Annotated in this window: 20 protein-coding genes; 9 read left to right on the top strand and 11 right to left on the bottom strand. The window is 69.9% G+C overall.

All coding sequences use genetic code 11. The features are described 5' to 3' along the window. The first annotated feature begins 1,023 nt into the window (after positions 1-1,023). Together O0S08_RS05005 and O0S08_RS05010 are read left to right on the top strand one after the other, a co-directional pair. Complete coding sequence (locus O0S08_RS05005; RefSeq protein ID WP_269037840.1) at positions 1,024-2,121, top strand: hypothetical protein; 1,098 nt, start codon at positions 1,024-1,026, stop codon at positions 2,119-2,121. 847 nt (positions 2,122-2,968) lie between these two features. Next, positions 2,969-4,135 carry an outer membrane beta-barrel protein gene (locus tag O0S08_RS05010; protein WP_269037841.1) on the top strand — a complete coding sequence of 389 codons (1,167 nt, stop codon included), beginning with the start codon at positions 2,969-2,971 and terminating at the stop codon, positions 4,133-4,135. Between the two features lie 45 nt (positions 4,136-4,180). Here O0S08_RS05010 and O0S08_RS05015 read toward each other — a convergent pair whose 3' ends face one another. Both O0S08_RS05015 and O0S08_RS05020 read right to left on the bottom strand, forming a co-directional pair. Next, positions 4,181-4,696, bottom strand: a complete 516-nt coding sequence (locus tag O0S08_RS05015; protein ID WP_269037842.1) for a DUF305 domain-containing protein — start codon at positions 4,694-4,696, stop codon at positions 4,181-4,183. Positions 4,697-4,943: 247 nt separating this feature from the next. Then, on the bottom strand, positions 4,944-5,174 hold the full coding sequence (locus O0S08_RS05020) for a hypothetical protein (protein WP_269037843.1): 231 nt from the start codon (positions 5,172-5,174) through the stop codon (positions 4,944-4,946). A 366-nt stretch (positions 5,175-5,540) separates the two neighbouring features. Between O0S08_RS05020 and O0S08_RS05025 the strand changes: the two genes are divergently transcribed. Further along, a complete protein-coding gene (locus O0S08_RS05025) occupies positions 5,541-5,714 on the top strand; it encodes a hypothetical protein (RefSeq protein ID WP_269037844.1) in 174 nt (57 codons plus the stop codon). A gap of 18 nt (positions 5,715-5,732) precedes the next feature. On the opposite strand, the gene O0S08_RS05030 is transcribed toward O0S08_RS05025, so the two are convergent. Both O0S08_RS05030 and O0S08_RS05035 read right to left on the bottom strand, forming a co-directional pair. Further along, complete coding sequence (locus O0S08_RS05030) at positions 5,733-6,071, bottom strand: hypothetical protein (RefSeq protein WP_269037846.1); 339 nt, start codon at positions 6,069-6,071, stop codon at positions 5,733-5,735. A gap of 256 nt (positions 6,072-6,327) precedes the next feature. Then, complete coding sequence (locus O0S08_RS05035; protein ID WP_269037847.1) at positions 6,328-6,993, bottom strand: response regulator transcription factor; 666 nt, start codon at positions 6,991-6,993, stop codon at positions 6,328-6,330. A 377-nt stretch (positions 6,994-7,370) separates the two neighbouring features. Here O0S08_RS05035 and O0S08_RS05040 point away from each other — a divergent pair, with 377 nt between their 5' ends. Continuing rightward, positions 7,371-9,113 carry a DUF389 domain-containing protein gene (locus O0S08_RS05040; RefSeq protein WP_269037848.1) on the top strand — a complete coding sequence of 581 codons (1,743 nt, stop codon included), beginning with the start codon at positions 7,371-7,373 and terminating at the stop codon, positions 9,111-9,113. Between the two features lies 1 nt (position 9,114). On the opposite strand, the gene O0S08_RS05045 is transcribed toward O0S08_RS05040, so the two are convergent. After that, positions 9,115-10,110: an alpha/beta fold hydrolase gene (locus O0S08_RS05045; protein ID WP_269037849.1), complete on the bottom strand. Its 996-nt coding sequence runs from the start codon at positions 10,108-10,110 to the stop codon at positions 9,115-9,117. A gap of 376 nt (positions 10,111-10,486) precedes the next feature. Here O0S08_RS05045 and O0S08_RS05050 point away from each other — a divergent pair, with 376 nt between their 5' ends. After that, positions 10,487-11,101: a sulfatase-like hydrolase/transferase gene (locus tag O0S08_RS05050; RefSeq protein ID WP_269037850.1), complete on the top strand. Its 615-nt coding sequence runs from the start codon at positions 10,487-10,489 to the stop codon at positions 11,099-11,101. On the opposite strand, the gene O0S08_RS05055 is transcribed toward O0S08_RS05050, so the two are convergent. Then, positions 11,032-11,547 carry a hypothetical protein gene (locus O0S08_RS05055; RefSeq protein ID WP_269037851.1) on the bottom strand — a complete coding sequence of 172 codons (516 nt, stop codon included), beginning with the start codon at positions 11,545-11,547 and terminating at the stop codon, positions 11,032-11,034. The genes O0S08_RS05050 and O0S08_RS05055 overlap by 70 nt on opposite strands. A 750-nt stretch (positions 11,548-12,297) precedes the next feature. Between O0S08_RS05055 and O0S08_RS05060 the strand changes: the two genes are divergently transcribed. Beyond that, the gene (locus O0S08_RS05060; protein WP_269037852.1) at positions 12,298-13,119 is read left to right on the top strand and encodes a hypothetical protein; all 822 of its coding nucleotides are present in this window, start codon (positions 12,298-12,300) and stop codon (positions 13,117-13,119) included. Between the two features lie 67 nt (positions 13,120-13,186). Here O0S08_RS05060 and O0S08_RS05065 read toward each other — a convergent pair whose 3' ends face one another. From O0S08_RS05065 to O0S08_RS05080, 4 genes are all read right to left on the bottom strand, one after another. Further along, the gene (locus tag O0S08_RS05065; protein WP_269037853.1) at positions 13,187-13,423 is read right to left on the bottom strand and encodes a hypothetical protein; all 237 of its coding nucleotides are present in this window, start codon (positions 13,421-13,423) and stop codon (positions 13,187-13,189) included. A 381-nt stretch (positions 13,424-13,804) separates the two neighbouring features. Then, positions 13,805-15,310, bottom strand: a complete 1,506-nt coding sequence (locus O0S08_RS05070; RefSeq protein ID WP_269037854.1) for a complex I subunit 4 family protein — start codon at positions 15,308-15,310, stop codon at positions 13,805-13,807. Next, entirely contained in the window at positions 15,307-16,734 is a 1,428-nt protein-coding gene (locus O0S08_RS05075; RefSeq protein WP_269037855.1) for a proton-conducting transporter transmembrane domain-containing protein, read from the bottom strand. The genes O0S08_RS05070 and O0S08_RS05075 overlap by 4 nt, the downstream gene beginning before the upstream one ends. Then, the gene (locus O0S08_RS05080; protein WP_269037856.1) at positions 16,724-19,840 is read right to left on the bottom strand and encodes a DUF2309 domain-containing protein; all 3,117 of its coding nucleotides are present in this window, start codon (positions 19,838-19,840) and stop codon (positions 16,724-16,726) included. The genes O0S08_RS05075 and O0S08_RS05080 overlap by 11 nt, the downstream gene beginning before the upstream one ends. A 981-nt stretch (positions 19,841-20,821) precedes the next feature. On the opposite strand from O0S08_RS05080, the gene O0S08_RS05085 reads away from it, so the two are divergent. Both O0S08_RS05085 and O0S08_RS05090 read left to right on the top strand, forming a co-directional pair. Then, positions 20,822-21,262: a tellurite resistance TerB family protein gene (locus O0S08_RS05085; protein ID WP_267772234.1), complete on the top strand. Its 441-nt coding sequence runs from the start codon at positions 20,822-20,824 to the stop codon at positions 21,260-21,262. A 107-nt stretch (positions 21,263-21,369) separates the two neighbouring features. Continuing rightward, the gene (locus O0S08_RS05090; RefSeq protein WP_269037857.1) at positions 21,370-22,614 is read left to right on the top strand and encodes a M48 family metallopeptidase; all 1,245 of its coding nucleotides are present in this window, start codon (positions 21,370-21,372) and stop codon (positions 22,612-22,614) included. A gap of 45 nt (positions 22,615-22,659) precedes the next feature. On the opposite strand, the gene O0S08_RS05095 is transcribed toward O0S08_RS05090, so the two are convergent. Next, the gene (locus O0S08_RS05095; protein ID WP_269037858.1) at positions 22,660-23,622 is read right to left on the bottom strand and encodes a hypothetical protein; all 963 of its coding nucleotides are present in this window, start codon (positions 23,620-23,622) and stop codon (positions 22,660-22,662) included. Positions 23,623-24,409: 787 nt separating this feature from the next. Between O0S08_RS05095 and O0S08_RS05100 the strand changes: the two genes are divergently transcribed. Then, positions 24,410-25,378: a sigma-70 family RNA polymerase sigma factor gene (locus O0S08_RS05100; protein ID WP_269037859.1), complete on the top strand. Its 969-nt coding sequence runs from the start codon at positions 24,410-24,412 to the stop codon at positions 25,376-25,378. The last annotated feature ends 34 nt before the right edge of the window (positions 25,379-25,412 follow it).

The raw sequence follows: 25,412 nt of genomic DNA on the forward strand, positions 1-25,412 counted from the left end.
AAATGAAATGCACGAAATCAGATGCGCGCGACCGATCGGCTGCGCCTATTGCGCGAGGTGAACTCCTCGAGGTGCGCTCTCGGCGCGACCGGGGAGTACAGCCGGACCCCTGCCTCGTGGGTCGAGTCCGCGATGTACCTGTCCGAGGAGGGCGATGAAGCCGACGCCAGTGCTGACCGACAGGGCATTGACCCTGGCATTGCATGTCGATGCAGGCGCCGATGTTTCGAGCGAGCGTGTCGGACGGGCCGAACGGACCGCGTTCATTCGAATGACGTCGCCGCACGGGCCGGGTGCTGTCGATTCCGCTGCAGCCGGCTCTCCTTGCTGCGCTCGCGGATTGCAGTGCAGCCGGCGCCCGCTTCGTATGTCTGCCTGTCGTCGAGGCACCCTCTGCACCCACCTCGCCGCTCGGATCACCGGGGTCGACCGTGTCGATGTATTGCTGCATCGCATCGCCGCCTGGGCCCTGGCAGCGCATATCGACGCAGGCGCCATGTCCTGGGCGAGCAGGCCGGACGGACCGCCGTTCATGCGGGTGACGTCGCCGCATGGGCCGAGGTCGTCGATTCCGCGGACAGTGAGCCTCCTGGCCGCACTTGCGGATCGCAGCACAGCCGGCGGCCTTTTGGCATGCCCGTCGCTCGTCAAGGTGCTCCGCGCACGTGCGCCGGGGCGCCGGGCCGTCGAGGTTGATTCTATAGACAACGCGGCAGCGCTTCGTCGTGGTGCCCGGCCGGTCGTGGTCATCGAGGTCGGGTCGCCGGTCGAGGCGAGGGCCTGCAGCCTTGGTTCGACCGGTCGTGTGATTCGTGCCGGTGCGAGATACCTGGAGAGGCGCGTCGGCTCGCGTGTGAGGATGGCCTGATAAACACGACGCAAAGTTCATGAATTAATGATACGTTTAAACTATGGAGACCGGCGAAGGGCTGCATGAGCCCAACGACCTGCGGCGGTCGTCACGCGCCAGTGAATGTGGCGGCCGCTCCATGGGCTGCAGTGCGGCGTGATACACTTCGACGCGTGAGCGCTCCGTTCATCGTCCTGACGGCGTTCGTCGTGGCCGTTCAGCAGGCGATGTTCGGCATTCCCAACCCGCGTGGTCCGTTCCCGCCGACGCACACGCCGTCTCGCCCGCCGGTCGAGCTGACCCTGCCGAAAGCCGTCGCTCGCTCGGTAGCGCGTCGCAGACCCCACGCCCCTCCGAGCCCTCGCCGTCTCGGCAAGCGGCACGCCATCCACGAGCCGGTCGCCTTGCCGCAGCTGTTCAAGCTGCTCAGGTCGCTGCGCCCGCGGCCCCCTGCGTCTCAGGCCGAGAACGACGGCGCTCAGACGTGGATGCTGCCGAAGCCGGCCCTCGACTTCGCCGCCGTTCATCGCAAGGGCGGCTCCAGCCGGAGCGGCTTTGGTGCCCGCTGCGCCAGCATCGCCTCGCCGCTGATCCTCGCCAGCCAGTGGCTCACGAGAATAAGGGCCGCGCGCGCCGAGGCGGCGTACGAGGCGCTCGCGCACGAAGTCCGCGACCTGTTCGTCGCGCTCCAGGCCGATCAGGCTCGCCTCCTGACGCTCGACAACGTGCTCGCCGAGTTCGAACGACTCAACATCCTGGTCGGGGGGCGTGGCGCCGGCGAGCAGGGCAAGCACGACCTGTGGCCCACCGGCGATCGCGCCTCGTGGCGTGCTCGTCGCAACGAAGTTGCCTCCGAGACCCGCGATACTGCCAGCCGACTCGCGGTCCTCGTCGGCGACCCGATGTGGCAGCCGGAGGTCGTCGGCGAGTTCAAGCCGCTCGGCCTGTCGACCAGCACCCGCGACCGACTCGGCGAGGACTCTGCCGCCGAGGCCCACGCCGAACTCACCCGCAAGGTCCGCGCGCTCGCCGAGCAGCGCGCCATCCTCGACGAATACGAGCCCGTCCTCGCCGGCCAGATCGTCGAGCTGCGAAGGCTGACCGAGGACGCTCTCCGCAACGGCGAGGTCGAATTCCGCGACCTCGCCGACGCCGTCGGCGCTCGCCTCGAGCTCGAGCTGGCTCGCATCAACCTGGTCGAGAACGTCATGCACGCCGAGGTCGCCGTGCTCAGGGCTTCCGGCCGGATCGAGGCCACCGAGGGCGGCTGAGGCCCGGTCACGCGGGAGATCTGCAAGCAGGCCGCGCAGCTCTCCAGCGGCCTCGCGCTCCGCGCTGAACTCGTCGAGCTGGCCAGCGGCGGCACGTGACAGTCGATGCCGCGAATCACATTTCGCCATGGACCATGACCGCATATGCGGGCAAGGCCGCGAGCCTGCTGCGTGGACAATCGGCGTAACGGCAAAAGACAGAGACCCTCTCCGGATCGGTGTCTTGCTTTCTCGATTGAAAGGTGTCTTTCGTTTCGTGCAACAGGCTGTGCGGATTATCCCTGCAATACGGTTCAAGACGGTCGCGACGACGTTCGAAAGATTTAATGTCCCTCGTGAATTCTGTCTTTCTCACGTGAAAGGTGTCCCGGTTTTCCGGTATGCTCCCCGGCCCGAGGATTTGTTCTTGAACGTCGCGCTCACGGCTCTTACAGCGTTCCTCGAGATTACGGGCGTCAGCCCCTTCGCCGTCGGCGCCTGGCAGCCTGCACCTTCGCCGTCCACATCCGATTCGCAGGTCTCGACGCCCTCGACCACGCCCGACGCACCTGCGTCGCCGGCGGCCCCGCAGACCCAGCCGTCCGCGTCGACCTCCGCGCCGGATTCGGTGCCTGTTCCCGATCCCTCCGCTCCACCTGCCACGCACGAGGGTCCTGCGACCGAAGGTGAAACCGAGGAGCTGCGGCGCGAGCTCGAGGTCCTGCGCGCCGAGGTCGCCGAGCTCAAGCGCGCCATTCGACCCAAAATCACGCCCCGGCCCGGTGAGACGGTTCCCCCGGACCCGGTGGCGCCAGGGCCCGTCTCCCAGGCCCCAGCGGCGGTCCCTCCCACACCCCAGGGCGCTGTCGTGGAGGGCGCCCCGTCGGCCTGGGCCGCGCCCCCTTCGGCGCGGGGGCCCTTCGCCTGTCTGTCTCGTCGGTGCAAGGAAAAGCGCCCTCTGGTCGTACCTGCGATCAGCACCAAGGTCGGCCGGGGCATCCTCTCCCTGAACCTGTACGGCGACTTCGGCTACGCCTTCGGGCCGCAAGGAAAGCACCAGTACTACGACTACATCACCAAGCAAGAGGTGGAGGACGTCGGCCGCCGGGACTTCACGAGCTATCCGCTGTACGCCAACCAATTCGCGATGGCCTACGGATTCGTGCAGGGGCAGTACGAGATCCCGAACAAGATCCGGTTCCGCTTCGCGCTCCACGCCGGACACATCGTCGAGTCGCTGTACAACGAAGAACCGAAGTCGTTGCAGCTGATCCGCGAGGCGGCGATCTACTACTTCTTCCACCCGAAGCTGGCGGTCGAGGCCGGCATCTTGCCGTCCTACTACGGCGCCGAGATCGTCCTGAACAAGGAGAACCTCCACGCCACGCGCGCGTACATCGCGGACTTCACCCCCGACTACGAGGCGGGGGTCAGGCTCCACTATCATGTCCGCAAGGACATGACCCTGCGAGTGATGGTCCTGAACGGCTGGCAGGAGATCCGGGACGCGAACGGCAGGAAGGGGTTCGGCTTCGTCTGGAGCGTCTTCAAGCCCTTCAAGATCGTCGGCGACTGGACCATGTACTGGGGCAACGAGGCCCCGGCGGGCGAGAAGACGCCGATCTTCAGGCACTACCAGAACCTGTATTACAGGATCTGGCTCGGGAAGCGCTGGCTCATCTTCCCGATGTTCGACTTCGTCATGCAGAAGAACAACGAGAAGGACAAGTACGACTTCGTCGTCGCGCCGGCGTTCTCCGCTCGGCTGGCGATCACGGAGAAGGTCGGCATCGCCGCGAGGTACGAGTACCTGTACAACAAGGCCGACATCGTCCCGGAGCTGCGGACGAACACCCCGAACGGCTGGCAGAGCCACAGCGGAGCGTTGACCCTCGAATATCTGCCGCTGCCGCAGCTCACCTTCCGCGTCGAGGGGCGCTACGGGGCGAACAAGGACGCTGTGTTCAGGAACAGGGCGAACCAGCTCGTCAAGGACGACTGGTACGTGTACCTCGGCGGGGCGTTCCACTTCTGAGCGCGCGCGACACGACACGCGGCAGCGAAGGAGGCTCGCCAGCCGCTACATCGTCAGCATCGCCACGAACTCGCCGATCTCCCGCGCCTGGGTCAGGACGATCTGGTCCGCCATCGTACGCAGCTCGGCGCGCCGGAGGTACGGCAGGCTCTGGTGCGACATCGTGATCGCGTCGGCGTGATGAGGGATCATCGCCTCGAGGAATCCGCGATCCAGCGCCGGACCTGACAGCGCCATGAGCTTCTCCATGTCCGCCATCGAGTGCGGGTCATGCCGCTCCGGCACGATGTCGTAGCCCGTCAGCTGCGCGCGGATCGCTCGCATCTGCGAGATCTCCGGCGCCTGGGCCTCCTTGATCATCCTCGCCACCGCCTTGACCGCAGGGCTGTCGCCGCGTTCGAGCTCCATGTCCGCCATCTCGATGGCGGCCTGATGATGCGGGACCATCGCGTCGATGAACTCGACGTCCGACTCGGGGCTCTCCATACATTCGTCGTGCTCGCCGGTGTCGCAGGCGAGGATGGCGCCGAGCGCGAGCAATCGCAGAGTGTGGAACGACATCAGAGCCTCCCGTCGATGTTTGCAAGCATGGCCAATCACGAGGACGCTACAAACGCCGCGCGCAGATCCGTCTGCCACGCCCATGAATCACCACCCGCAGCGCTGGGGCTCCGCGACGGACGCTCGGGGCGGCGGGTGCGCCCGCAGCTGGCAGACTCGAGCATTGCGGAGCGACACCGCATAGGTCAGGCCGGCTCATCCACGGCGATCACGCTTCGTATGCGTGCAGCTGCACGCCATGCCCACTTCACTGGGTGGGCGCAGGGGCCTTGCCGTCGACGGTGAGGCGACCGTATTGGTCGGCGAGGGTGTCGCGCTTGGCGCCGAAGATGCCCTGGAAGGCGAACATCACCATCCATGCAAAAAGACCAGCGAAGAAGCCGATCACGAGGATCTGGAGGATCCCCCCGGCGGTGGCGACCGGGGGCTTGGATGCTTCGAGCTCCCACTTGTTGTCGGCGATTTCGGCGGTAGACATGGTTTCACTCCTGGCGCCCGTACGCGAGCACAGCTGATGCTTGCACGAGCGTCTCCCGCGAACAAGGGGCAGCAGATAGAGCAGACTCGACTACAATGAACAATGTTGCGTCTGGTCTCCCGGGTGCTTTGCAGCGCCGCCGGGAACGCGCGAAGCATTTTTCATGCGATGTTGCATCAGAATTCGACGGCTCGCTCGAGCGCAGCGTGGCGCCGAACTGCAGCGCCGGGGTCGGCTGCGGCAGGCCGAACCCATGCGTCGAGGGACGTGCTCGAACGAGGTCCGCCGCAGCGGCGAGGACTCTCAGTCGCGGTCGTCTCCGGCGCTCGATCGATTCGCGCGGCCCGCCATGACGCTGACTCGACGATGCGGGCCGCCAGCATCCGCGGCAGCAAATACGTGAGCCTGTTGGACGTACAGGGGGTCGCCAGCGCCGCCTCCGAGGTGGCGATCGACGGGGGGTTCCAGTGGACGCCGCGACCCGACAAGGAAAGGCCGACGCTGACGGACGGGAAATTCCACGCGGTGCGCAAGGACTGAGCCGCGTGGTCTCGGAGGTCACGAGCCCAGCGAACCGCCGATCACGTGGGCGAGCACGGAGGCGACCGCGGTCACCAAGACCACGGTGATCGCGTAGCGTCGCCAGTGCGCCAGCGTGGCGGGCTCGCCGCTGGCCGTCTTCCCCGCCCATCGGGTGATGTCCACGCGTCGGGCCACGATCGTCAGCACGACCGTGAGCCAGACGACGCCGTCGAGCACCGAGGGGAACGCGTCCCCGTTCATGGCGATCACCGCCAGCGACGCGTACACGACCGCGTTGCCGATGAGCATCCAAAACAGTCGGAGTGCGCAGCCCGCCGGAGCAGGTGCGTGGTCGGGGGTATTCTGTTGTTGCACGGGTTCGCCTCCGCAGCCGCACACGGCGGCATGCGAAATGGCGGCCCGACCATTTCAGCGCTCACCTCGACGACCGGGTGAGCCAAATCCTGCTCCCGACGAACTGTACGCCGGTGCACCCTTGCCTGGAGACTATATCGTGGGAGTAGCGACCTCTGACAAGAAAAAAGCGTGCAGTGCCCTTCGCGTATGACATGTCGCGCACGAACGCTCGAGGCCGCTGGACGGCCAGCTCGGCGCGAAGATCGCAGCGGCCTCAGGCGTCGAGCTGCCACCGGTACCCGACGCCGCGCACCGTCTCGAGGAGTCGGGCGTGCTCACCCAGCTTGCTGCGCAGGTTCTTCACCGTGGCGTCGACGATGTTGCCGGCGGTGTCCGCGGTCTGGGCCCAGACCTTCTCGAGGAGCTCGTTACGAGCCACCGGACGACCGGCCTCGGTCATGAGGAGGTATAGGACCGTGAATTCTCGGGGCGACAGCTCGAGCGGCTGGCCATCCAGGACGGCCACGCGTTCGAGGCGATCGATGCGCATGCCGCCGACTTCGAGGTAGCGGGCGGCCCGGCAGCGGCGACCGAGAGCGCGCACTCGGGCGAGCAGCTCGCTCACGTCGAAGGGCTTCGACAGGAAGAAGTCGACCCCGGCGTCGAAGCCAGCGATCCGCTCCTGCACGTCGGACTTGGCCGTAAGCACGAGGATGCCCACCGTATGACCGAGAGCTCGAAGGGCGCGACAGACCGCGAGGCCGTCCGCGGAAGGGAGCGTCCAGTCGAGGACCACGATGTCGTAGTCGCACTTCATGCACGCCGCGATCGCTCGACTGCCGTCGTCCACCTCGTCCACGCTGTAACCTTCTTCGGAGAGGGCGCGACAGAGGAAGCTGGAGAGCTTTTTGTTATCCTCGACGACCAGGAGCTTCAGCATGAGCGCCCACCTCTCGACGAGGTCGTGGGCGGACTGCGGGGTGTACGGGCCGGCGCCGAAAATAGCCGTGGCATCTGTCGTCCTCCGCGATCGCGTGAGCGACCCGCAGAGCGGCGGCCCGACCGCTCCAGGAACCTGTGGCGGGGTCGCCGCCACACCCCACGTCGGTCCTGACCGACGTGTAAAAATTAATATCCGGCGTGAGCCTCTCCGACAAGAGCGGCATCAAGCAAGAATCTTTCATCACTGCAATGATTCCTGGCCTGGCGACGGTGCTTTAGAGGCGCGGAGCGGCGTCCGGGTCGCCTCTGCTCTCGGAGAGAACGACGATTTCCGCTTCCTTCAAGCGCAGGCCCCGCGAGACTACGATTGCGCCGATGAGCGACGAACCCAGGCCTGCGCAGGAGGCCCGCCGTGAGCACCCGCTTCAAGACGCGCTGGCTCGGTGGCTGGGGGTGCCGACGGCGCAGCGCGCGGAGATCGTGCGGGACATGTACTCCCGCCATCGCGCCGACGCGGTGAGCTACTGGCTGCAGCTGGTGCTGGCGACCGGCATCGCCACGCTGGGTCTCGTGCTCAGCAGCACCGGCGTGGTCATCGGCGCGATGCTGATCTCGCCGCTGATGTCGCCGATCGTCGGGCTCGGCATGGGCCTGGCGGTGGGCTCGCCGCTGCTGACCCTGCGATCGATGTTCCGCGTGGCCGCGAGCATTGTGTGGGTCGTCCTCCTGGCGGCAGGGCTGACCGTCGGCTTGCCGTTCCACGAGACGACGACGGAGATCGCGGCCCGCACCTCGCCGACCGTGCTGGACCTTGCGGTGGCTGCGTTCTGCGCGCTGGCGGCGGGCTTCACGACGGCCCGCCAGAGCGCGGACACCACCAGCGCCGCGGCGGGGACGGCGATCGGCATCTCGCTGGTGCCGCCGCTGTGTGTGGCCGGTTACGGGCTCGGCGTGAGCCAGTGGAACATCGCCGGCGGCGCGCTGCTGCTGTTCACGGCCAACTTCTGCGCGATCATCTTTTGCTCGGCGCTCCTGTTCATCGGGCTCGGCTTCAACCACGTGGTGCTCGCGGAGGACGGCGCGTCCGGCGTCGGTACTCGCCTGCAGCGCTTCTTCGGCGCGCGCTACGGGGTGATGTGGCGTCTCGTGCTCCCCGCGCTGTTGCTCGCCAGCGTGTACGTCCCGCTGCGCGCGGCGCTCGGCGAAGTGGCGTGGAAGATCCGCGTCCGCGACGCCGTGACGCGTATCCTCGCCGAGGTCGCCCCCGATGACCGCTCCTTCCGCACCGCGCTCGCCGTCGAGTCCAGCGGCGTGAGCGTGCGCCTGGCGCTCATCGGCTCGCCCGAGGAGGCGCACGCGGTCGAGACGCAGCTCCGGTCGCGCATCGCCACGGCCGCGGGGCTCGAGCCGGAGGTCGACGTCACGGCGGTGGCCGACGAGCGCTCGTTGCAGAAGATCGCCGCGTCCATGGTCACGCCACCCCCGCCGGCCACGCCGCCGCCGGCGCCTCAGCCGCGACCGTCGTCGCTCCGCAAGCCGATCGAGGAGGCGCTCGCGGCCCACTGGCCCGAGGTCGGCGGCGCGCTGCAAGGCTGGCAGCTGGAGTTCGGAGCGGAGCGACCGACCCTCCGCATCCGTCATCAGGGTCCGGCGCTCGGCGCAGCGGGGGAGGCGTTGCTGGCCGACTTCGTGGGTCTCGCGCTCGGTGAGTCGGTCGCAGTCCGGACCGAACCTGTCCTCACGGGCAGGTGGAGCTCGGAGGGCCTCCCGCCGCACGAGTTTCTCGGTGCGCTGGCCCGCGGACTCGCGGTCGGACGCCATGCGAGCGGGACGCGCGCGTGCGTGGAGCGGCCGAAGACGCCCGATGGACCTCCGGGCGAAGGCGAGCCGTCGCGTCCTGAAGGGGTCGAGCTCGCTCGCACCGCCGACCTGCTGCTGGACGCGTTCGCCGGCCCTGGCGTCGAAGTGCGAGACGGGGTCGTGTGGGCCATCGACCTGGTGGCTGGCCCATGTCCGCCGCTGCACGAGCCCGTCGGTGGGGGGACCGGGGGTACAGAAGCCGCCAGCATGACGGGTGGCGGTCAGCCGGCAGCCCGCGAAGGCGCCACGAGCGACTGAATCAGTGTGCAACGCTGTCGACGAGCTCGTTCAAGAGTTGTGCGACTTGCTCGGCGTGTTCTCGCTGCGTGAGCAGGGACATGTGGCTTGCCCCCTCGATCGTCACGTGCCGGCCATGCTTCGAGAGGCCCGCGATCTCCGCGTGCAGCCGCTGATTCAGCGCGAGGATGTCGGCGGACATTCCTTCCATCGGCTCCGTCCCGCTGACGACGACGACCGGCCGCTCGCCGAGGGAGATGTTCGACCGCGCGGCGGCCATGGTCTTTTCCCAGGCGGCGAACTCCTTCTGCGAGGCTCGCACGTGCGTCGCCGCCGAGGTGAACATGCATCCGGCCCGGTAGTCGTCGGCGGGTAACCCGGCGTGGAGTTGGCCGAGAGGGTTTGCCAACCGCAGCAGGCCCACGTACGTCAGGTCCGCGGCGACGGACAGGACTCGGACGACGCGCTCGTGCGCCTCGCGGGCCTCGGGCGGGAACCGTTCCAGCTGATCGGGGTGGGAGGGCTCGATGAAGCCGAGCGCGACCACGTTGTCGGGGTAATGGGTGGCGAAGATCCGGATCAGCGCGCCTCCGAGCGAGTGACCGACCAGGACGTAGGGTCCGGGCTCGCCTGCGTTCCGCAGGAGCACGTGCAGACGCCTGGCCGCGGCGACGCCGTCGTGGGGGGCTGCATCTTCGCTCCAACCAAGCCCGGCGCGGTCGTACGAGCAGACGCGGGTGTGCTCGGCCAGCTTCGGCTGGATCCACGCCCACGCCTGGGCGAAGCCGAACGCCCCGGCTTCGAGGATGACGGTCGGTCCGCCTTCGCCAGTGCAGTGAAGGTGCATCGAGATGTCGTCCACGGTGACGAGCCGGCCAGGCGCATGGAGGGCGTGTCGATCCAGCGCTTGCCCGATCTGCTGGAAACTGGCGCCGAGCAGCGCGAGCCCCGCGAGCGCCATCAAGGTGCCGAGGAAGAACTTGCGGAGTCGGCGGAAGAGCGAGGACGCAACGGCCATGACTTCCGAACAAGCATGCAGGATGGAAGCGCCCCGATCGAGGCGCAGCTGGCGCTTTGCGGCTTTCGGAGTGACGTAATCGTTAACGGCTCTTTATCTGAATTCCGAGACAGGTGAGAGTTCGACGACCTCCGCAGCTCACAAATGGCCGCCAAGCTCGACTCCCTTGGTTGTCCGGCCCTGCGGGCTCTCACTTTCTCCGGGGGGCGAGGCGCTCTACCCGGGATGCTGTCGGCCTGGACGACGGCGCCCTCGACCCGCGGCGGCACCTTTGGAGACGAACAGCGCCCCGGCGAGGACACCGTCGCGTGGTCCGTCGCCGAGCCTCAGCGTTGGTAGCGAGAGATCGCCGCGCGGATCGCAGGCTGACCGCGTCGTGATATCGTCGCGCCCGGAGGAGCAATTGATGGCGCGGCGTCCCAACGTCGCAACCGAATTCCACCGTCATTACGCCGCCTCCGTCGCCAGCGCGCCGAGCCGGGCCAGCCTGTTCACCGGCCATTATCCGACCCTCCACGGCGTCCGCGCCACCGACGGCGCCGCCAAGGCCGCCCGCGATCCCGACGTGTATTGGCTCGATCCGAACACCGTCCCGACCATGGGCCATTACTCCCGTGCCGCCGGCGATCGTACCTACTACCGCGGCAAGTGGCACGTCTCGCACGCCGACCTCGTCACCCCCGACACCCATGAATCGCTGGCGAGCAGCGACGACGCCGGCGCCCCGCTCTTCGACACCACCGCCCTCTACGCTGCCAGCGAGCGGCTCGCCCCACACGGCTTCTCCGGGTGGATCGGCTCCCGGGGAGCGGCTGCCCCGACTCGCGGAGCTCGCCGTGGACGGCGAGGCGGGGCGCGTGTGGCTGGGAGCGATGCGGCCGTCGCTGGTGTTCGTCGAGCCTCGGCGTTCGATGGGCCCGTTCAGAAACCCGTCACCACGGTCACCCACTGGCTCGTGTATTCGTTGTTCTGCGTCGGCGGCCTCACGTAGAACAGGGCCTCATAGGCGGTCGCCCAATTCGTCCCGGCCAGTTGCTTCCACAGGCGGATGAAATCGTCGGCGCGCTGCGGCGTGCTGATGCGGACGGAGTTGTTGAGGTAGGTCTGGATGAGGAAGGCGGAGCCGCCGGCGTCGAAGAAGACGTTGAAGTTGTGATTGGCCCCGGAGTCCTTGAAGGCCATCGAGAAGTTGACGAATGTCTGCTCGGCGAATCGGTCGGGCCATTGAGAGGCGTCTCGCCCGTAGTTATTCTGGGCCTGGGTGCCGCGCGATGCGGTCTCCACGTATTCCAGGTTCGCCCCGGCGAAGAAGTTGCAGGACCAGTCCTTATTGCTCTTCTTATCGCTCGAGAGCGAGGGCAGGCTGAAGCTCTTGTCCAGATCGTGGAGAGCCTTGTTGGTGGCGTCGAGAACCAGCGAATTGGTGATGGTGGGCATGGATTCCTCCTGAGCGTCGGGGCACCGAAAATGACGACGGTCCGCGCGGATGCGCGTGGCTGCTGTCCATCAACAGAGCGCAGCGGCGGCCGGACGTCGAGCGAGAAATGGCGCGGGGCAATGGGCGGTTGCGACCGCTTCGGCGTATCGGTGTTCGCTCGATCGCGGTGGATAGTGGCGCGTGAACGCGGTTTATAATGCGTCGAGACGCGTAGATCGCGAGTCGGCGGATTCGGGCGGGTCGCGCCGGGCCGCGCGCGAAGGAGCGCTCGCGTGTGAATTGCGCCTCCGCGATCGCGCTGCGCGTGTGGCGATCCCGAGCTCGGGAGAGCGCTCGAGGTGGAGCCGGCCTCGATTTCTCACGGTGAGGAAGACTCTCGCAGCTCGACGACTTTCGGAGATCGGCCGTACTGGATCGCGTTGCTGACGAAGTTCGACACGACTCGCGCGAGGCGGTCTACCTCATCGACTTCGATTTCGGCCACCTCGGCCATGCCCTGCGCGACGGGCTCGCATGCAGCTCCGGACGATCAGGTGCGGCGGCGCCTGCCCGAACCGCTGGCTGACCCCGCCACCCGGCGCTGACGAGGTCGCAGGCCGGGCCGGCGGTCGATCCGCGGTCCATGAGTCAGCCGGAGTCGACTGCGCGAGCATGGCCGAATCGCGCGAACGGCGCTTGAGATGTTGGATTTCTCTCGCAGGCGCCCGAGGACCGCATCCACGGCGATCGAGGTAGGCTGCGCTTCGTCCATGGGCCGCACGCTCTCGCAACTCCTCGCAGTGTCGCTGGCGTGCGCCGTGGCGGCTCCCGTGCGGGCGTCGGAGCCGGCTCCTGCGGCGCCGGCGGGGGTCGAAAGCTCGGCGAGCGAGGAGCGGCCGGCCGAGGATGTCCCGACCGCGCCGACCGAGGCACCCGCGCACGAGCACGGAGAGGTCCAGCAGGCCCACGCGCGGGCCGAGCAGGCGCTCGCGGCCGGGCAGCTCGAGCAGGCGCTGACGGAGCTGAACTACGTGCTCGCGGCGGCGCCGAGCTGGGCGGCTGCGTATCGCCTGCGGGCGGAGGTCTACGCCCGGCTGGGGGTGGCTCATGCGCCGAGCGCGGCGTTCCTGCGGGCCGAGGCGCAGGACCTGGCGTACGTCGTCGAGCTCGAGCAGACGGTGGCGGACCGGCCGGAGCTCGAGCGGCGGATCGACGCGCTCTATTTCCAGGCCAGCGAGGCGGCCCAGATCGAGTCGCGGCGGCGGCGGCTGCGGGCGCCGGCGATGGTGCTGACGGCGCTCGGCATCGCCGGGATCGGGGCCGGCGCGTTCCTCATCGGCATCACGCCGTCGGACAAGCCGACCGCGTTCGGCCACCGTGACAACGACATCGGCGGGGTCGTCGCGCTCAGCACCGGCGTCGCGCTGTCGATCACCGCGGCGATCCTCGGCGGCCTCGCGCTGCGCCAGACCCGGCGCGATCGGGCTGTGACGCACTACTACGAGCTGGCGGCGCGCCGCCGCGTCGAGTGGACCGGCGGGCCGCTGTGGACCCGCGCCGGCGGCGGGCTGCAGCTCGGGCTGCGCTTCTGAGCTGTCCGTTGCGACAGGTTCTAAAGGAAGTGTCCTCGGGGACATCCGGCGAATGGCCGGCGCCCGCTCAGCGGGGGGCGGGCGCGGCGGCGGGCTTGCCGTCGACGGTGAGACGACCGTACTGATCCGCGAGGGTCTCGCGCTGGGCGCCGAAGATGCCCCGGAGGGCGAAGGACAGCATCCACACGAACAGGCCGGCGAAGACGGCGATGACGACGATCTGGAGGACCCCGGTGGTCGTGCCGATCGGCGGCCTGGAGGCTTCGAGTTCCCACTTGTTGTCGGAGATTTCGGCGGTGGACATGGTTCTCACTCCGGGCGCTCGAAGGCGAGGGCTCCCGAAGTTGCGCGAGCTTCGGACAGGCACAAGCACGCCGGCCGCGAGCGATGACTGGCGGCCGTGAACGATGTTGGGCTTGTCTCCATCCGGTCCTGCGGCTCCACCGCCGGTGGCGGTGCGCCGATTTTGTGATGCGTGCGACATCCGTCGCGACAGCGGCGCGCGAGGAGAGCGGCGCGTCAGGTCCGCCGGCTCGTGTGGCTCACGCCGAGGCGGCTCGCGCGCTGCGGGGGACAGCGTTGAAATGACACCGCGAGCGACATGTCTGAAGAGACATGGAGTCCGGTGGGTCGCGGCGTCGCGAGTGAGATGTCCGAGGGGACATCTCACTCGCGATCCCGGGCTTCAATCGTCGTCGTCGTCGTGCGGCGGGGCGGCGTGCGCGACGGCGTTGGCCGGCTCGAGCTTCCGCAGCGCGTCGACGACGCCGGCCCGCACCGCCAGCAGCGGCTGCGGCATGAGACCGCCGATCAGCAGGGTGGCCATCAGCGCGACCGAGGCGCGGTACTCCCAGCCGCGCAGGTCGGCGAACGAGCGCAGGTCCTTGGCGTGCTGCGAGCCGGGGCCGAGGAAGGTCTGCTTGAACGCCTTGAACAGGGCGACGCCGTTGATCGCGGTGACGACGAGCATGAGCGCGGCGGCCAGCTGATGCTCGTAGAGGAGGCCCTGGATCGCCAGGTCCTCGGCGACGAAGGAGATCGTGCCGGGGAAGCCGACGGCCGACGCCGACAGCAGCAAGAAGCCGGTGGTGAGCCGCGGAGCGCGGCGGACCAGACCGCCGAGGAGGCGCATGTCGGTGGTGCCGGCGCGGGCCTCGACCTCGAGGGCGATGAGCATGAGGCCGCAGACCTCGACCACCGACGACATCGACTGGAGCAGCCCGCCCGACACGCCGGGGGCGTTGAGGGTGGCCAGGCCGGTGAGCACGAGGCCCATCTGGCTGACCCAGAAGTAGCTGATGACGCGCCGCAGGTCGTACTGGCCGACCGCGAGGACGGCGCCGTAGAGGGCAGTGACCGCGCCGAGGATCACCAGCGGCGTCGACACCTGCTCGCACAGCTGCGGGAACAGCGGCATGACCACGCGCGCCAGGGCGAACGAGCCGAGAGAGGTGAACAGCGCCGGCATCGCCGAGTAACCAGGGGCGCGCCAGCCGGCGGCGGTCAGCCACAAGTGCACGGGGAACACGCCCATGCGCAGGAGGGCGGCGAACAGGAACAACCACCCGACCACCGGCGGCAGCGAGGTGCTGGCCTGCGCCAGCGCGTGCAGGTCGAACGGCGAGGCGGAGCCGGCGGCGCCGGATTGGGCCATGATCGCCAGCGCGGTCACCAGCGCGAGGGTGGTGCCGGCGATGGCGAGGGTCATGACGAGGTGCAGCGGCCGCGACTTGCTGCGCCGGGTGTCCTGCCACAGCGGCAGCATCGAGCCGATCCAGAACAGCGCGAGGGTGGCGGCGTCGAGCGCGAGGAAGCAGCCGAGCAGGGTGCCCTCCACCGCGAGGATCCGCGCGGCAGTGTTGCCGCGGAGGTCGGAGCGCGGGGTCGACAGCAGCGAGGCCAGGGCGATCGCGGCGGTCATCGGCAGGAGCAGGGCGTTGAGGCCGTCGACCGCCATGTGGAAGCGCAGCGACATGAACAGGCCCGACTCGAGGTCGTCGCGGTCGAAGTGCGAGTCCCAGCCGTTGAGCAGGAACACGCCGAGAGCGACGAAGAAGACCACCCAGGCGACGCCGATGGCGACGTCGCGCTGGCGCGTGGGCTCGCGGATCAGGAACTGGACCACGAACGCCGCGAGCAGCGGGAACAGCCACAGCAGCGGGATCGCGAGGGCGACGAGGTCGTGGGTCATGTGCGGGCCTCCGGCGCGCCGTGGTCGGCGCGCAGGTCGGAGAGGGCGGGCCGGGCCGGCGCGCGGTCGCCGTTGAGGTCGGGGGCCATGACCGGCAGCGGGGCGCCGGTGCCGGCCTCGGGCTGGCGGCCGTGCAGGGCGAGGAGGCCGTTCTCGAGGCGGTCGAGCAGGCGCGAGAGGTTCATGATCGGGCGGGTGACGAGGCGGTCGAGCGCGGGCTCGACGGCGAAGCGCTCGAGCGCGAGGCGGTACAGCGCGCGCCGGCGGACCAGGGCGACGCCCTCCCAGCGCGCGGCGGCCTCGTCGGAGTCGGTGCGGCCGAGCGCGGCCTGCTGCCACAGCGCGTCGTGCAGGGCGGTGGGCGTGCGCAGGAACTGGTAGTAGCGCAGGGTCGCGTGGGCGATCAGGTGGACGGTGGCGAGGGTGTAGAAGCCGAGGCCGCACTCGACGAACATCAGGCCGACCTGGCTGGCGGTCGCGTGGGCCACCGCCGACTTGGCGTCGGCGCTGACCTGGCTGCTGAGCGCGGCGATCACCGCGGTCGTCAGGCCGACGACGATCAGGACGACCCGCGTCGTCAGCGACTGCTCGAGCAGCGGGGCCGCGCGCAGCAGCAGGAACACCCCGGCGTGGACCGAGAGGCTGCCGTAGAACACCGCGGAGGAGGCCGTCGGGCCCTCCATCGCTCGCGGCAGCCAGCCGCCGACCGGGAACTGCGCCGACTTGCCCATGGCCGCGAACACCAGCGCCAGGCCGATCGCCAGCCCCGCGGCCGCGCCGGCGTGGCCCGGCAGCCGGGCGAAGATGTCGACCCACACGGTGGTGCCGAGCCAGTGGTGCAGGCCGACCGCGCCGAGCAGCAGGCCGATGTCGCACACGCGGTAGGTGACGAGCACGCGCAGGGCGGCCTGCACCGGCATGGCCCGCTCGTGGAAAAAGGCGACCAGCAGCACCGAGCTGAGACCGACGAACTCCCAGCCGATGAACAGCAGCTCGACGCTGCCGGCCAGAACCAGCAATTGCATGCCGGCGGCGAAGAACAGGGTGAGCACGAAGAAGCGGACGAAGCCCGGCTCGCGGTGCAGGTAGGTGGTCGAGAACCGCACCGTGGTCACCACCATGAGGGCGACGAAGGCCGACATGACCGCGGCCAGGCCGTCGAACAGCATCACCAGCGGGAAGCTGTACTCGGCGGCGTCGTACCAGTTGCCGAGTCGGTAGTCGACTGGCCCATGGGACAGGTGGAGCGCGAGCCCGCAGGCGGCGCTGAGGAGGCTCAGCCACACCGCGACGGTGGTGATGCGGGCGACCAGGCGCTCCGACGGGCGGGCGCGCGGGAGCAGCAGCAGGGCGATGACGATGGCGCCCAGCGCCGGCCACACGGGCGCCAGAGCGAAGCCGGCGGACAGCAGATCAGGAAGCATGCTTCACCTCGTTGGGGGTGACGACGCGCGCGGGCTTGAGGCACTCGACGCGGCCGGCGCACCAGTCCTCGGAGCGCGGGACCACCGGCAGCTCGACGGGCGTCGGCTCGTACTTGCGGAAGCCGAAGCGGGCGTCGAAGGTCCACATCTCGCGGGTCTCGGGGTGGATCGCGGTGACCCGCACCCACTCGTTCAGCACCAGCTCGGCGACCGCGGCCTGGCGGGTCAGGATGTCCTGCAGCACCTCGGGGGTGGCCTCGACGATCACCTCGAGGCGCATCGGCTCGTGCATCTCGGTCGCCTGGGTCGGCAGGCCGGTCCGCAGGTCGCTCGACGAGCCGTTCATCACCCCGGCCAGGGCGGTGACGTTGTGCGGCAGCTTGGTGCCGGAGCCGAGCTTCTCGGGGTCGACGCTCGAGCAGTAGTAATCGAGGGCGATGCCGGCGCCGACCGGCGAGGTCGCGGCGAGGGTGCGCTCGAGGATCTTGTGGTCGGGGTCGGAGGTCGGGTCGTAGGAGATCAGCAGGCAGCGGCGGTCGAGGAACAGGCCGTAGCTCAGCTCGCGCCGGCCGACGATGCTGCAGGCGCAGGTCGAGTGGCCGAGCTCGGCCCGCGGCTCGCTGAGGTCGACCGAGCGGGCCTCGGCGTGCTTCCACGCGGCGTCGGGGCCGTTCAGCTTCGGCGCGGTCACGAACCGCCGGCAGCGCTCGATCGCGTTGCGGCGGCACATCTCGGCGAGGATCACCTTGAGGTCGGCGAGCTCGCTGCGGGCCGAGGCCGGCAGCAGGTCCTCGTCGATCCACGAGATCGCCTCGGCGCTGGTGTCGTAGACGCCGGCGACGAACACCGAGTCGGGCGGGATGACGATGCCGCGCTCGGCCAGCCGCTCGCGCACGTCGGGGCGGTTGCCGATGTGGGCCAGGTAGCGCGCGTTGGGCCCGCCGCTGCGGCCGCCGCACGCGGCGCACGAGTAGGCGGCGAGCAGCGGGTTGTTGACCGACGAGGTGTCGTGGCCGAGGGCGACGATCAGCTTGCCGAAGCGCTTCGTCATGCCGAGGTTCTCCAGCAGCGAGGCGACGCGGGCGGCCATCTCGTCGACCGAGAAGCCGGGCAGCAGGTCCTCGCCGGGGGCCTTGTCGAGGCCGATGCGCGCCGGCGTGAGGCGGGTCTTCGGCTCGGGCAGGATCTTCTTGCGCAGCGCCTGGCGCAGGCGTCCGGCGGCGCGCGGGGAGAAGATCGACAGCAGGAGCGGCACCACCGAGAACACGCCGGTGACGATGCTGACGAACAGGCCGAGCCACAGCGAGCGCGAGGCCCGGCCGAACAGCGCGCTGGCCCTGGCGATCTGCTGCATCCGTTGCTTGCGCAGCTGGGCGAGGTCGAACTGCTGCGTCAGCACGACCTCGTCGATGCGGTGCTGCGGGGTGACGATCACCGGGCACAACGGGAAGGTGCGCGGGTCGTCGATGCCCTGGTAGGCGAACGCGACGCCGAAGAAGCCCGGGCCGCCGTAGGTCTCGACCTCCGGCGAGATCTCCTCGAGATAGCGGCGCGACGACTCGAAGCGGTCGTCGAGGCACAGCATCACCTGGAAGCGCGGGGGCACCTCCGGCATGCGGGCGTGGCGGGCGTTGGCCGCGACCGCGTCGAGCAGCTCGACCCGGTAGTGGCGCTCGTAGGCCTCGTGCCACAGGCGCATGCGAGTCATGTCGTCGTGGCGGTCGAGGAAGGCGACGAGGGTGTCGATCTCGCCGCGGCTGGCGGCGCGGATCGTCGGCGCGCCGACGCCGGCGTGCTGCGCCAGCTGGAACAGCGGCCAGGCGGTGTCGTGCGGGCCGCGGACCTGTGGCGGGGCGATCTGCGGCAGGCCGGCGCAGACGCGGCGGAGCTGCGCGGCCGGGCCGGTGTGTCCGACCTGGCGGGCGATGTCGCGGAAGGCGAACAGGTCGAGGGCGAGGCGCACCGCCAGGAAGTCGAGCAGCTCGATCTTCGCGCGCGAGCGGCCGATCGGGCCGGGCGCGTGCTCCAGGCGGTGGAACATGCCGGACCAGCCGGGCAGCTGCAGCAGAGTGCGCTCGACGTAGGCCTCGACCTCGTCGGCCTCGACGCCGAGCTCCGCCAGCAGCTCGAGCGCGACGTCCTCGGCCGTCACGCCGCGGGCCTGCCAGTCCTTCATGCGCTTGCCGGCGCCCCCCAGCCAGCTCGGGCGGATCGACACGCCCGCCTGCTTGATCCGCAGCCACGCCTGGAAGAACCCGTCGGCGCGGTCGGGCATCGACCAGTGCGACTGGCCGCGGTCGAGGAACGCCGCGCACAGCGGGATCAGCACCGGGTGCACCAGGTCGTTGGCGTCGATGTCGGTGCAGGCGCGCAGCAGCTCGCGGTGGGTCCACAGCTTGCGCGCGCCGATCACCGGCATGCCGGCGTAGTGGGCGCAGGCGTCGACGCAGGCGGTCCACAGCGCGCGCACGGCCACCGGCTCGCGGCGCTCGGCGAACGCCGCCGGGTGCAGGCGGTCGCCGAGCAGCGCCGTCAGCTCGGCCATCGGCGTGCGGAACGGCGGGCGGCCGACGATCTGCGCCGTCAGCTCGGCCTCGTGGCCTTGCAGGTGGGCGAGCTGCGGCTGCAGCCAGTCGGCGGTGGCGGCGAGGATGGCGTTGCGCGCGTCGTCGGTGGTGTCGGCGGCGAAGTACGTGGTGGCCTGCTCCTCGACGATCTTCCAGTGCAAGTCGGCCGGCGTCTCGGCGCCGATGCTGTAGCGGGTGACGACGCGGGCGGCGGTCCGCGCCGACGGGAAGCCGGGGACGAGCGGCTCGTCCGACAGCGGCTCGTCGGCGAACACCGCGTCGAGGTCGGCCTCGGTGATCCGCCCGGCCGCGTGCTCGTGGCGGTAGCGCTCCTCGGGGAAGTAGCCGCGCACGCCGAGCTTGCGGCGCGCCGCGAGCATGGCCTGGTGGAACGGCAGGTGCTGGAACGCGACGAGCAGGTTGTTGTGGACGAAGACCTCCAGCGGGGCCTGGATCGGCAACCATTGGGCCGCCCGCTCGAGCGCGTGACGAAGGCGATCGCGGGGGCCGTGCGCGAGCGCGGCGTCTGATGTGGTCATTGTCGACGGTCTCCCTGGCCGACGTGTGACGAATGCAGCGATGTTCGCCGGCCAATAACGGCGCGCCCCGGACGGGGCCCGTGGACTCGAGGGTGCACACAGACAGGGCTCGATACGAGCGCATGACGAAGAATTCACAGTCGGGTGAGCGCGGCTTCATTCGCGTCGCACGCGGCAATTCAGCCCGCGATGCCGCGTATCGCCGGGCGCTCGGCGGCGCAGGTCCGCTGGCAGAATGAGCGCGAGGCGCTCCGCGCCGCTGCAGAGGCGGCGGCGCCACGAACGCTCCGCGAGTTCTTCTCTGCCGGTGGAGCGCGCTGGCGGACGCTCGCAGCGCGGGCGCGTCGGCGTGGGTCGGTGACGCGCTCGGGCACTGCGAGCGCGTCGAGGAGCCGCGCACGGCCGTCGGGGACGCGTCGCAGCGTTCGTCGCTCGACCAGGCGGAGCGGCGCTCGCGGCGGGCGGCCGGGCGGCAGAGAAAGATGAACGGATGCTTACGCAGCGTCCGGGCGTCGAGCGCGCGAGCGTCGGCGTTGCGCGTCCGTGGCCGCGAGGGCGCACGCAGAGGGCCGGGAGGCTTGCGAAGGACGACCCGGCGGGGGCGCTGCCCGCCCGGCCGCGGTTGCCGAGGCGAACCATCCGGTTACTGCGGTCCGAGAGGATGGCCGTGGGGGCGGATCACCCTCCGCAGGGGGCGAGATCTGCGCCCCCCTGCCGAGGTCGTTGTGTGTGCAGAGGTCGGGGCCGGCGGCCTCGGCACGGGGCTCCGCGGCGGTCGTCACCCCCGTCGCGCGGGGACGCGGGGACGGCCGCCCGCGTCGCCGGGGGCGTCGCTCGTCGGCGGCTTGGAGGGCCGTGAAACGTTGTTTCGATGCGACGGCGGGGGGCGGTGCGGCCGCGCCGTTTGACCCTTGTACGCGGCGGTCGCCTCGCCGACACTTCCTGCGCCCGCGACCTGCGGGATCAAGGAGTGACTACCTCATGGGTCTGCTGTCCAAACTGACCGGCAAGGTGACGCCGCAGAAGAAGCCCACCGACGACGCCCTGCTCCTCCACGGGATGCTGCTGATGTGCGGCGCCGACGGGAGCTTCGACGAGGCGGAGCTGCCGACCGTCGAGAGCTACTTCGCCCAGCTGCCCGAGTTCGAGGGCAAGGAGTTCGGCGACGTGTACCAGGAGGCGGTGAAGATCCTGAAGCGCTTCCCCAACCTGAAGGACTCGGTCAAGGCGCTCGGCGACCTGTCGTCGCAGCTGGTCAAGAACAAGGCCTACTTGCTGGCGGCCGACATCGCGATGTCGAGCGGCGACGTCGACGAGCAAGAGGACGCGATGCTCGAGGCGATGCAGCGCGTGCTCAACGTCGAGGACAGCTTGGCGACCAAGATCCTCGAGGTGTTGACGCTGAAGTATGCCCGCGCGTGATCGCGTGAGCGGGCAGTGTGGCGCGCCGACCCGGTGCCGCTCGGCGGTCCGGGGCGGCGCGCGCCGTTTGTGAGCTTCGAGACGGGTGCGACGCGAGAGGTGAACCGATGCGCATTGATCCGCGGCAGTTCCAGGTCCGGCGCGAGCAGCAGCTGCGCGACGAGGTGATGCAGGACTTCGGGGTGAAGAAGGCCCTGGCCAAGCTCCGCGAGTGGCGCGGCGGCAAGGGCTACGGCTACCGGCGCAACCTGCTCAGCTCGACGCTGCGGCTGACGCGGTCGATGTCGCCGGAGATCGCCGACACCGTGGCGCGGTGCAAGGAGATGCTCGGCTACGACTTTCCGGTCGAGGTCTACGTGACCCCCGAGCACCAGTTCAACGCGACGTGCCACCGCGAGGTCAAGGGGCCGACGGTCCTGACGCTGTCGAGCCGGCTGCTCGAGGCGTTCACGCCGGCCGAGCTGCGGTTCGTGATCGGCCACGAGCTCGGGCACGCGGTGTTCGACCACTACGGCCTGCCGATGCCGATCACCGCGACCATCGAGGAGCTGGGGATCCCGTTCGTCTCGCGGCCGACGTCGCTGCGGCTTTACGCGTGGTGCCGCAGCGCCGAGCTGTCGGCCGACCGCATCGGCCTGCTGTGCGCGGGCGACCCGGAGGCGGCCGCGAGCGGCTTTTTCAAGCTCGCCAGCGGCATGGCCAGCGAGCGGGTGCGGCCCGACCTGGCGACCTTCGCCCGCCAGGTCGAGAGCCTGGCCTCGGCCCCCGAGGCGCGCGAGAAGGAGTACGACGAGGACACCCTCGACTGCTTCAGCACGCACCCGTACAACCCGGTGCGCGTGCGCGCGGTGTGGGCGTTCAGCCGCTCGGAACCGTACCTCGAGGCGCTGGGCCGCAGCACCGACAGCGCCTGGTCGCTCGAGGACGTCGAGCAGGTGATCGAGCGCGACCTGCAGCTGATGGAGCCGTCGTACCTCGAGGAGAAGAACCAGACGTCGGACACGCTGCGGCGGCTGCTCTACACCGCGGGGCTGGCGGTGGCGGCCGCGTCGGGCGGGGTCGAGCCGGCCGAGCTCGAGGCGCTGGGCCGCCTGCTCGGCTCGGACCACGCCGACGAGCCGACCGACGTGCCCAAGCTGCTCGGCGACCTCGACGGGCGCATCGAGGCCGCCCTCGAGGTGCCGCTGCGCAACCGGGCCCAGCTGGTGCAGCACCTGACGATCGTCGCCGCCGCCGACGGCTCGGTCAGCGAGGAGGAGCTGCACGTGATGGAGGACATCGCCCGCAGGCTCGAGGTCGGCGCCCAGGTGGTGCACCAGACGATCCGCGGGGCGATGCACCCGATCGATTGATCCGCGCGGCGGGCGAGCGCTCCGCGTTGCGCGGAGCGGCCGCTCTCATTGGAGGCGGAGCACCAGCCAGTCGAAGTGCAGCCAGTCGGGGGCGGGGGCCTCGCACTCGTCGTGGACGTGCGAGCGCAGGTTGCGGAATTTGTGCTCCTTGCCGTCGAACATGAACGACTCGTCCTGGCCCTGGGCGACCTGCTCGCCCTGCAGCTCGAAGGCGTAGTTGCCGGGGGACGGGGTGCAGCAGTCCGGGCAGTCGCCGCACATGTCGACCGGTTTGAAGCCGATCTTGTAGGCCATGTTCGGATCGAGCGCCTCGGTCCGGCCGAAGGTGCCGAGAAGGACAGGCATGCCCGCGTGCGCGACGGACAGGGCAGAGACCAGGCACGACGCGGGACCTTCGTGGACGACGAAGCGGAACTTGATGCACTCGAAGTTGTGCGCCGGGAGCTCCTGCCCGAGGTCGAGCTGGAAGACGAAGCCCCCGCCCGGCAGCGGCAGCCCGCACTCCATGTCCGAGACGACCTTGAAGCCGTAAGGGGCGGCCTCGAGCCTGCCGACGTGCTCTTGCATCTGCCACTCCTTGCACTTGGCCGTGTCCGGCCAGGCGTTGTCCTCGACGACGCGGAGCGGGAGCTGCGGCTCGGTGAATTCGACGAAGCCGCAAGACATTCCGGTGTCGACGCCGCTCGAGTCGCTGCTGGTCGCGGTCATCGGCTGCGAGTCGGTGGTGCTCGTCGTCGCGTCGGTGGTGGTGGTCGACGAGGTGGCCGGCGGGTCGGTGGTGACGTCGCTGTTGCTGACGTTCGCGGTGGTGGCCGGGTCGGTGGTGCCGGACTCGTCGGTGGTCGCCGCGGACGCGGCGGTCGTGCTGGTCGGCGCGCTGGTGCTGCTCGTCGGTCGGGTCGGGTCGGTGCTCGAGTCGCCGGTGGCGCTGGCGCCGTCGGTGACGAAGAACGCGGGGTTCTCGAGGGTGCAGGCGGAGACGCACAGCAGTAAGCCAAACAGGCGCATGCGGCCACTCTAGCCGGCCTGTCCGCCGCGGTCAGCCCGGGCAGGTGCGGGCGCCCCGCTCCGCGGGCCGGGGGCCCTCCAGCGGAGGCGCGAGGACGCGCCCGGGACGAGGGTCGGGGCGCGAAGCGCGGGCTGTCCCGAGAGACAGATGCTCGCGGCAGGGCTGGAGATGTCCCGAGAGACATGTACGAGGTCGGAGGGACGCGAGGACGGAGACCGGCTCGTCATGAGGGGTGGGCCGCGTGGCGGGCTCGGCAGTGGAGGGGCACCGCGCGGATCGACTGCTGCCTCCATGACGCGGAGGCGGAGCGCTCGCGGGCGCGATCGTGTTCCGGCGCGTGGTCGAGCCCGCATGGCTTCGCTCGTGGTCCGCATGCTCCGGGTGCGCGACCGGCCCCTGGCTGGCGGCCCCGCGGGTTCGGCGGTTGTTTCAGGTCACGCGATGCGATGGACGGGTTCGTCGCGACCTCGAAGGGTCGTGGATCCGGCTCGATGGCTTTCGTCGTGGACTTCGAAGGGCCGTGGATTCGCGGTGACTTCGAGGGGCCGTGGACTCTCGGGTTACGCGGCGGCCTCGGCCTGGCGCCGCGACTCGTGCGCCGGTGTGGCGATCCATCGGCGACCGGCGAGTCGGGAGAGGTACGACGGGACTCATCCTCGCCCGCGAGCTCGGGGCCGGGAGTCGAGTCGGAAGTGCGAGGCGTGCGGAGGCCGCTACTCTGTTGCGGGCTCCGGCGGCTTCAGGGCGCTTTGCTGGGGCCGGCGGGCCTGGTACACCTCGGCGGCGATGAACGATGTCGCCAGCCCGCACGCGACGGCGAACGATCTCGAGCTGCACCGCGCGGCGCTCACCGGCCACTGCTACCGCATGCTCGGCTCGGCCGCGGAGGCCGACGACGCGGTGCAGGAGACGCTGGTGCGGGCCTGGCGGGCGCTCGACCGCTTCGAGGGCCGGGCGTCGCTGCGCACCTGGTTGTACCGGATCGCCACGCGCGTGTGCCTCGACGCGCTGAGCCGGCGCTCGCGGCGGGCGCGGCCGATGGAGCTCGGGCCGGTGGGCACGGTCGAGGACGTGCTGGTGTCGATGCCGGGCGAGCGGTGGGTCGAGCCGATCCCCGACGCGCAGGCGCTGCCCGCCGACGCCGACCCGTACGAGCGCGCCAGCCTGCGCGAGAGCATCCGCCTGGCCTTCGTGGCGGCGCTGCAGCACCTGCCGCCGCGGCAGCGGGCGGTGCTGCTGCTCACCGAGGTGCTCGGCTGGCCGGCGGTCGAGGTCGCGGGCAGCCTCGAGACGTCGGTGGCGGCGGTGAACAGCGCGCTGCAGCGGGCCCGCGCGACGATGGCGAGCCGCGGCGCGGAGCTCGGGGGCGCGCCGCTTTCGGCCTCGCAGTCGCAGCTGCTCGAGCGGTTCGTCGAGGCGTTCGAGCGCTACGACATGGACGCGCTGTCGAGCCTGCTCCACCAGGACGCGACGCTGTCGATGCCGCCGTACTCGCTGTGGCTGCGCGGGCTGCCGACGATCCGCACGTGGCTGTCGGGCCGCGGCGCGGGCTGTCGCGGGTCGCGGCTGGTCCCGACCGCGGCCTCGGGCTCGCTGGCGTTCGGGCAGTACCGGCCGAACCCCGACGGGGGCCACAAAGCGTGGGCGCTCATCGTGCTCGAGACGGCCGGCGACCAGATCGTCGGCCTCAACTCGTTCCTCGACACTGCGGCGTTGTTCCCGCGCTTCGGGCTGCCGCCGGCGCTCGACCCGTAAGAACTCTATCTTTTAAAATTCTTTGCGAGCGACC

It is taken from the genome of Nannocystis punicea, from assembly GCF_026965555.1.
In the GTDB taxonomy this organism is placed as follows: Bacteria; Myxococcota_A; Polyangia; order Nannocystales; family Nannocystaceae; genus Nannocystis; species Nannocystis punicea.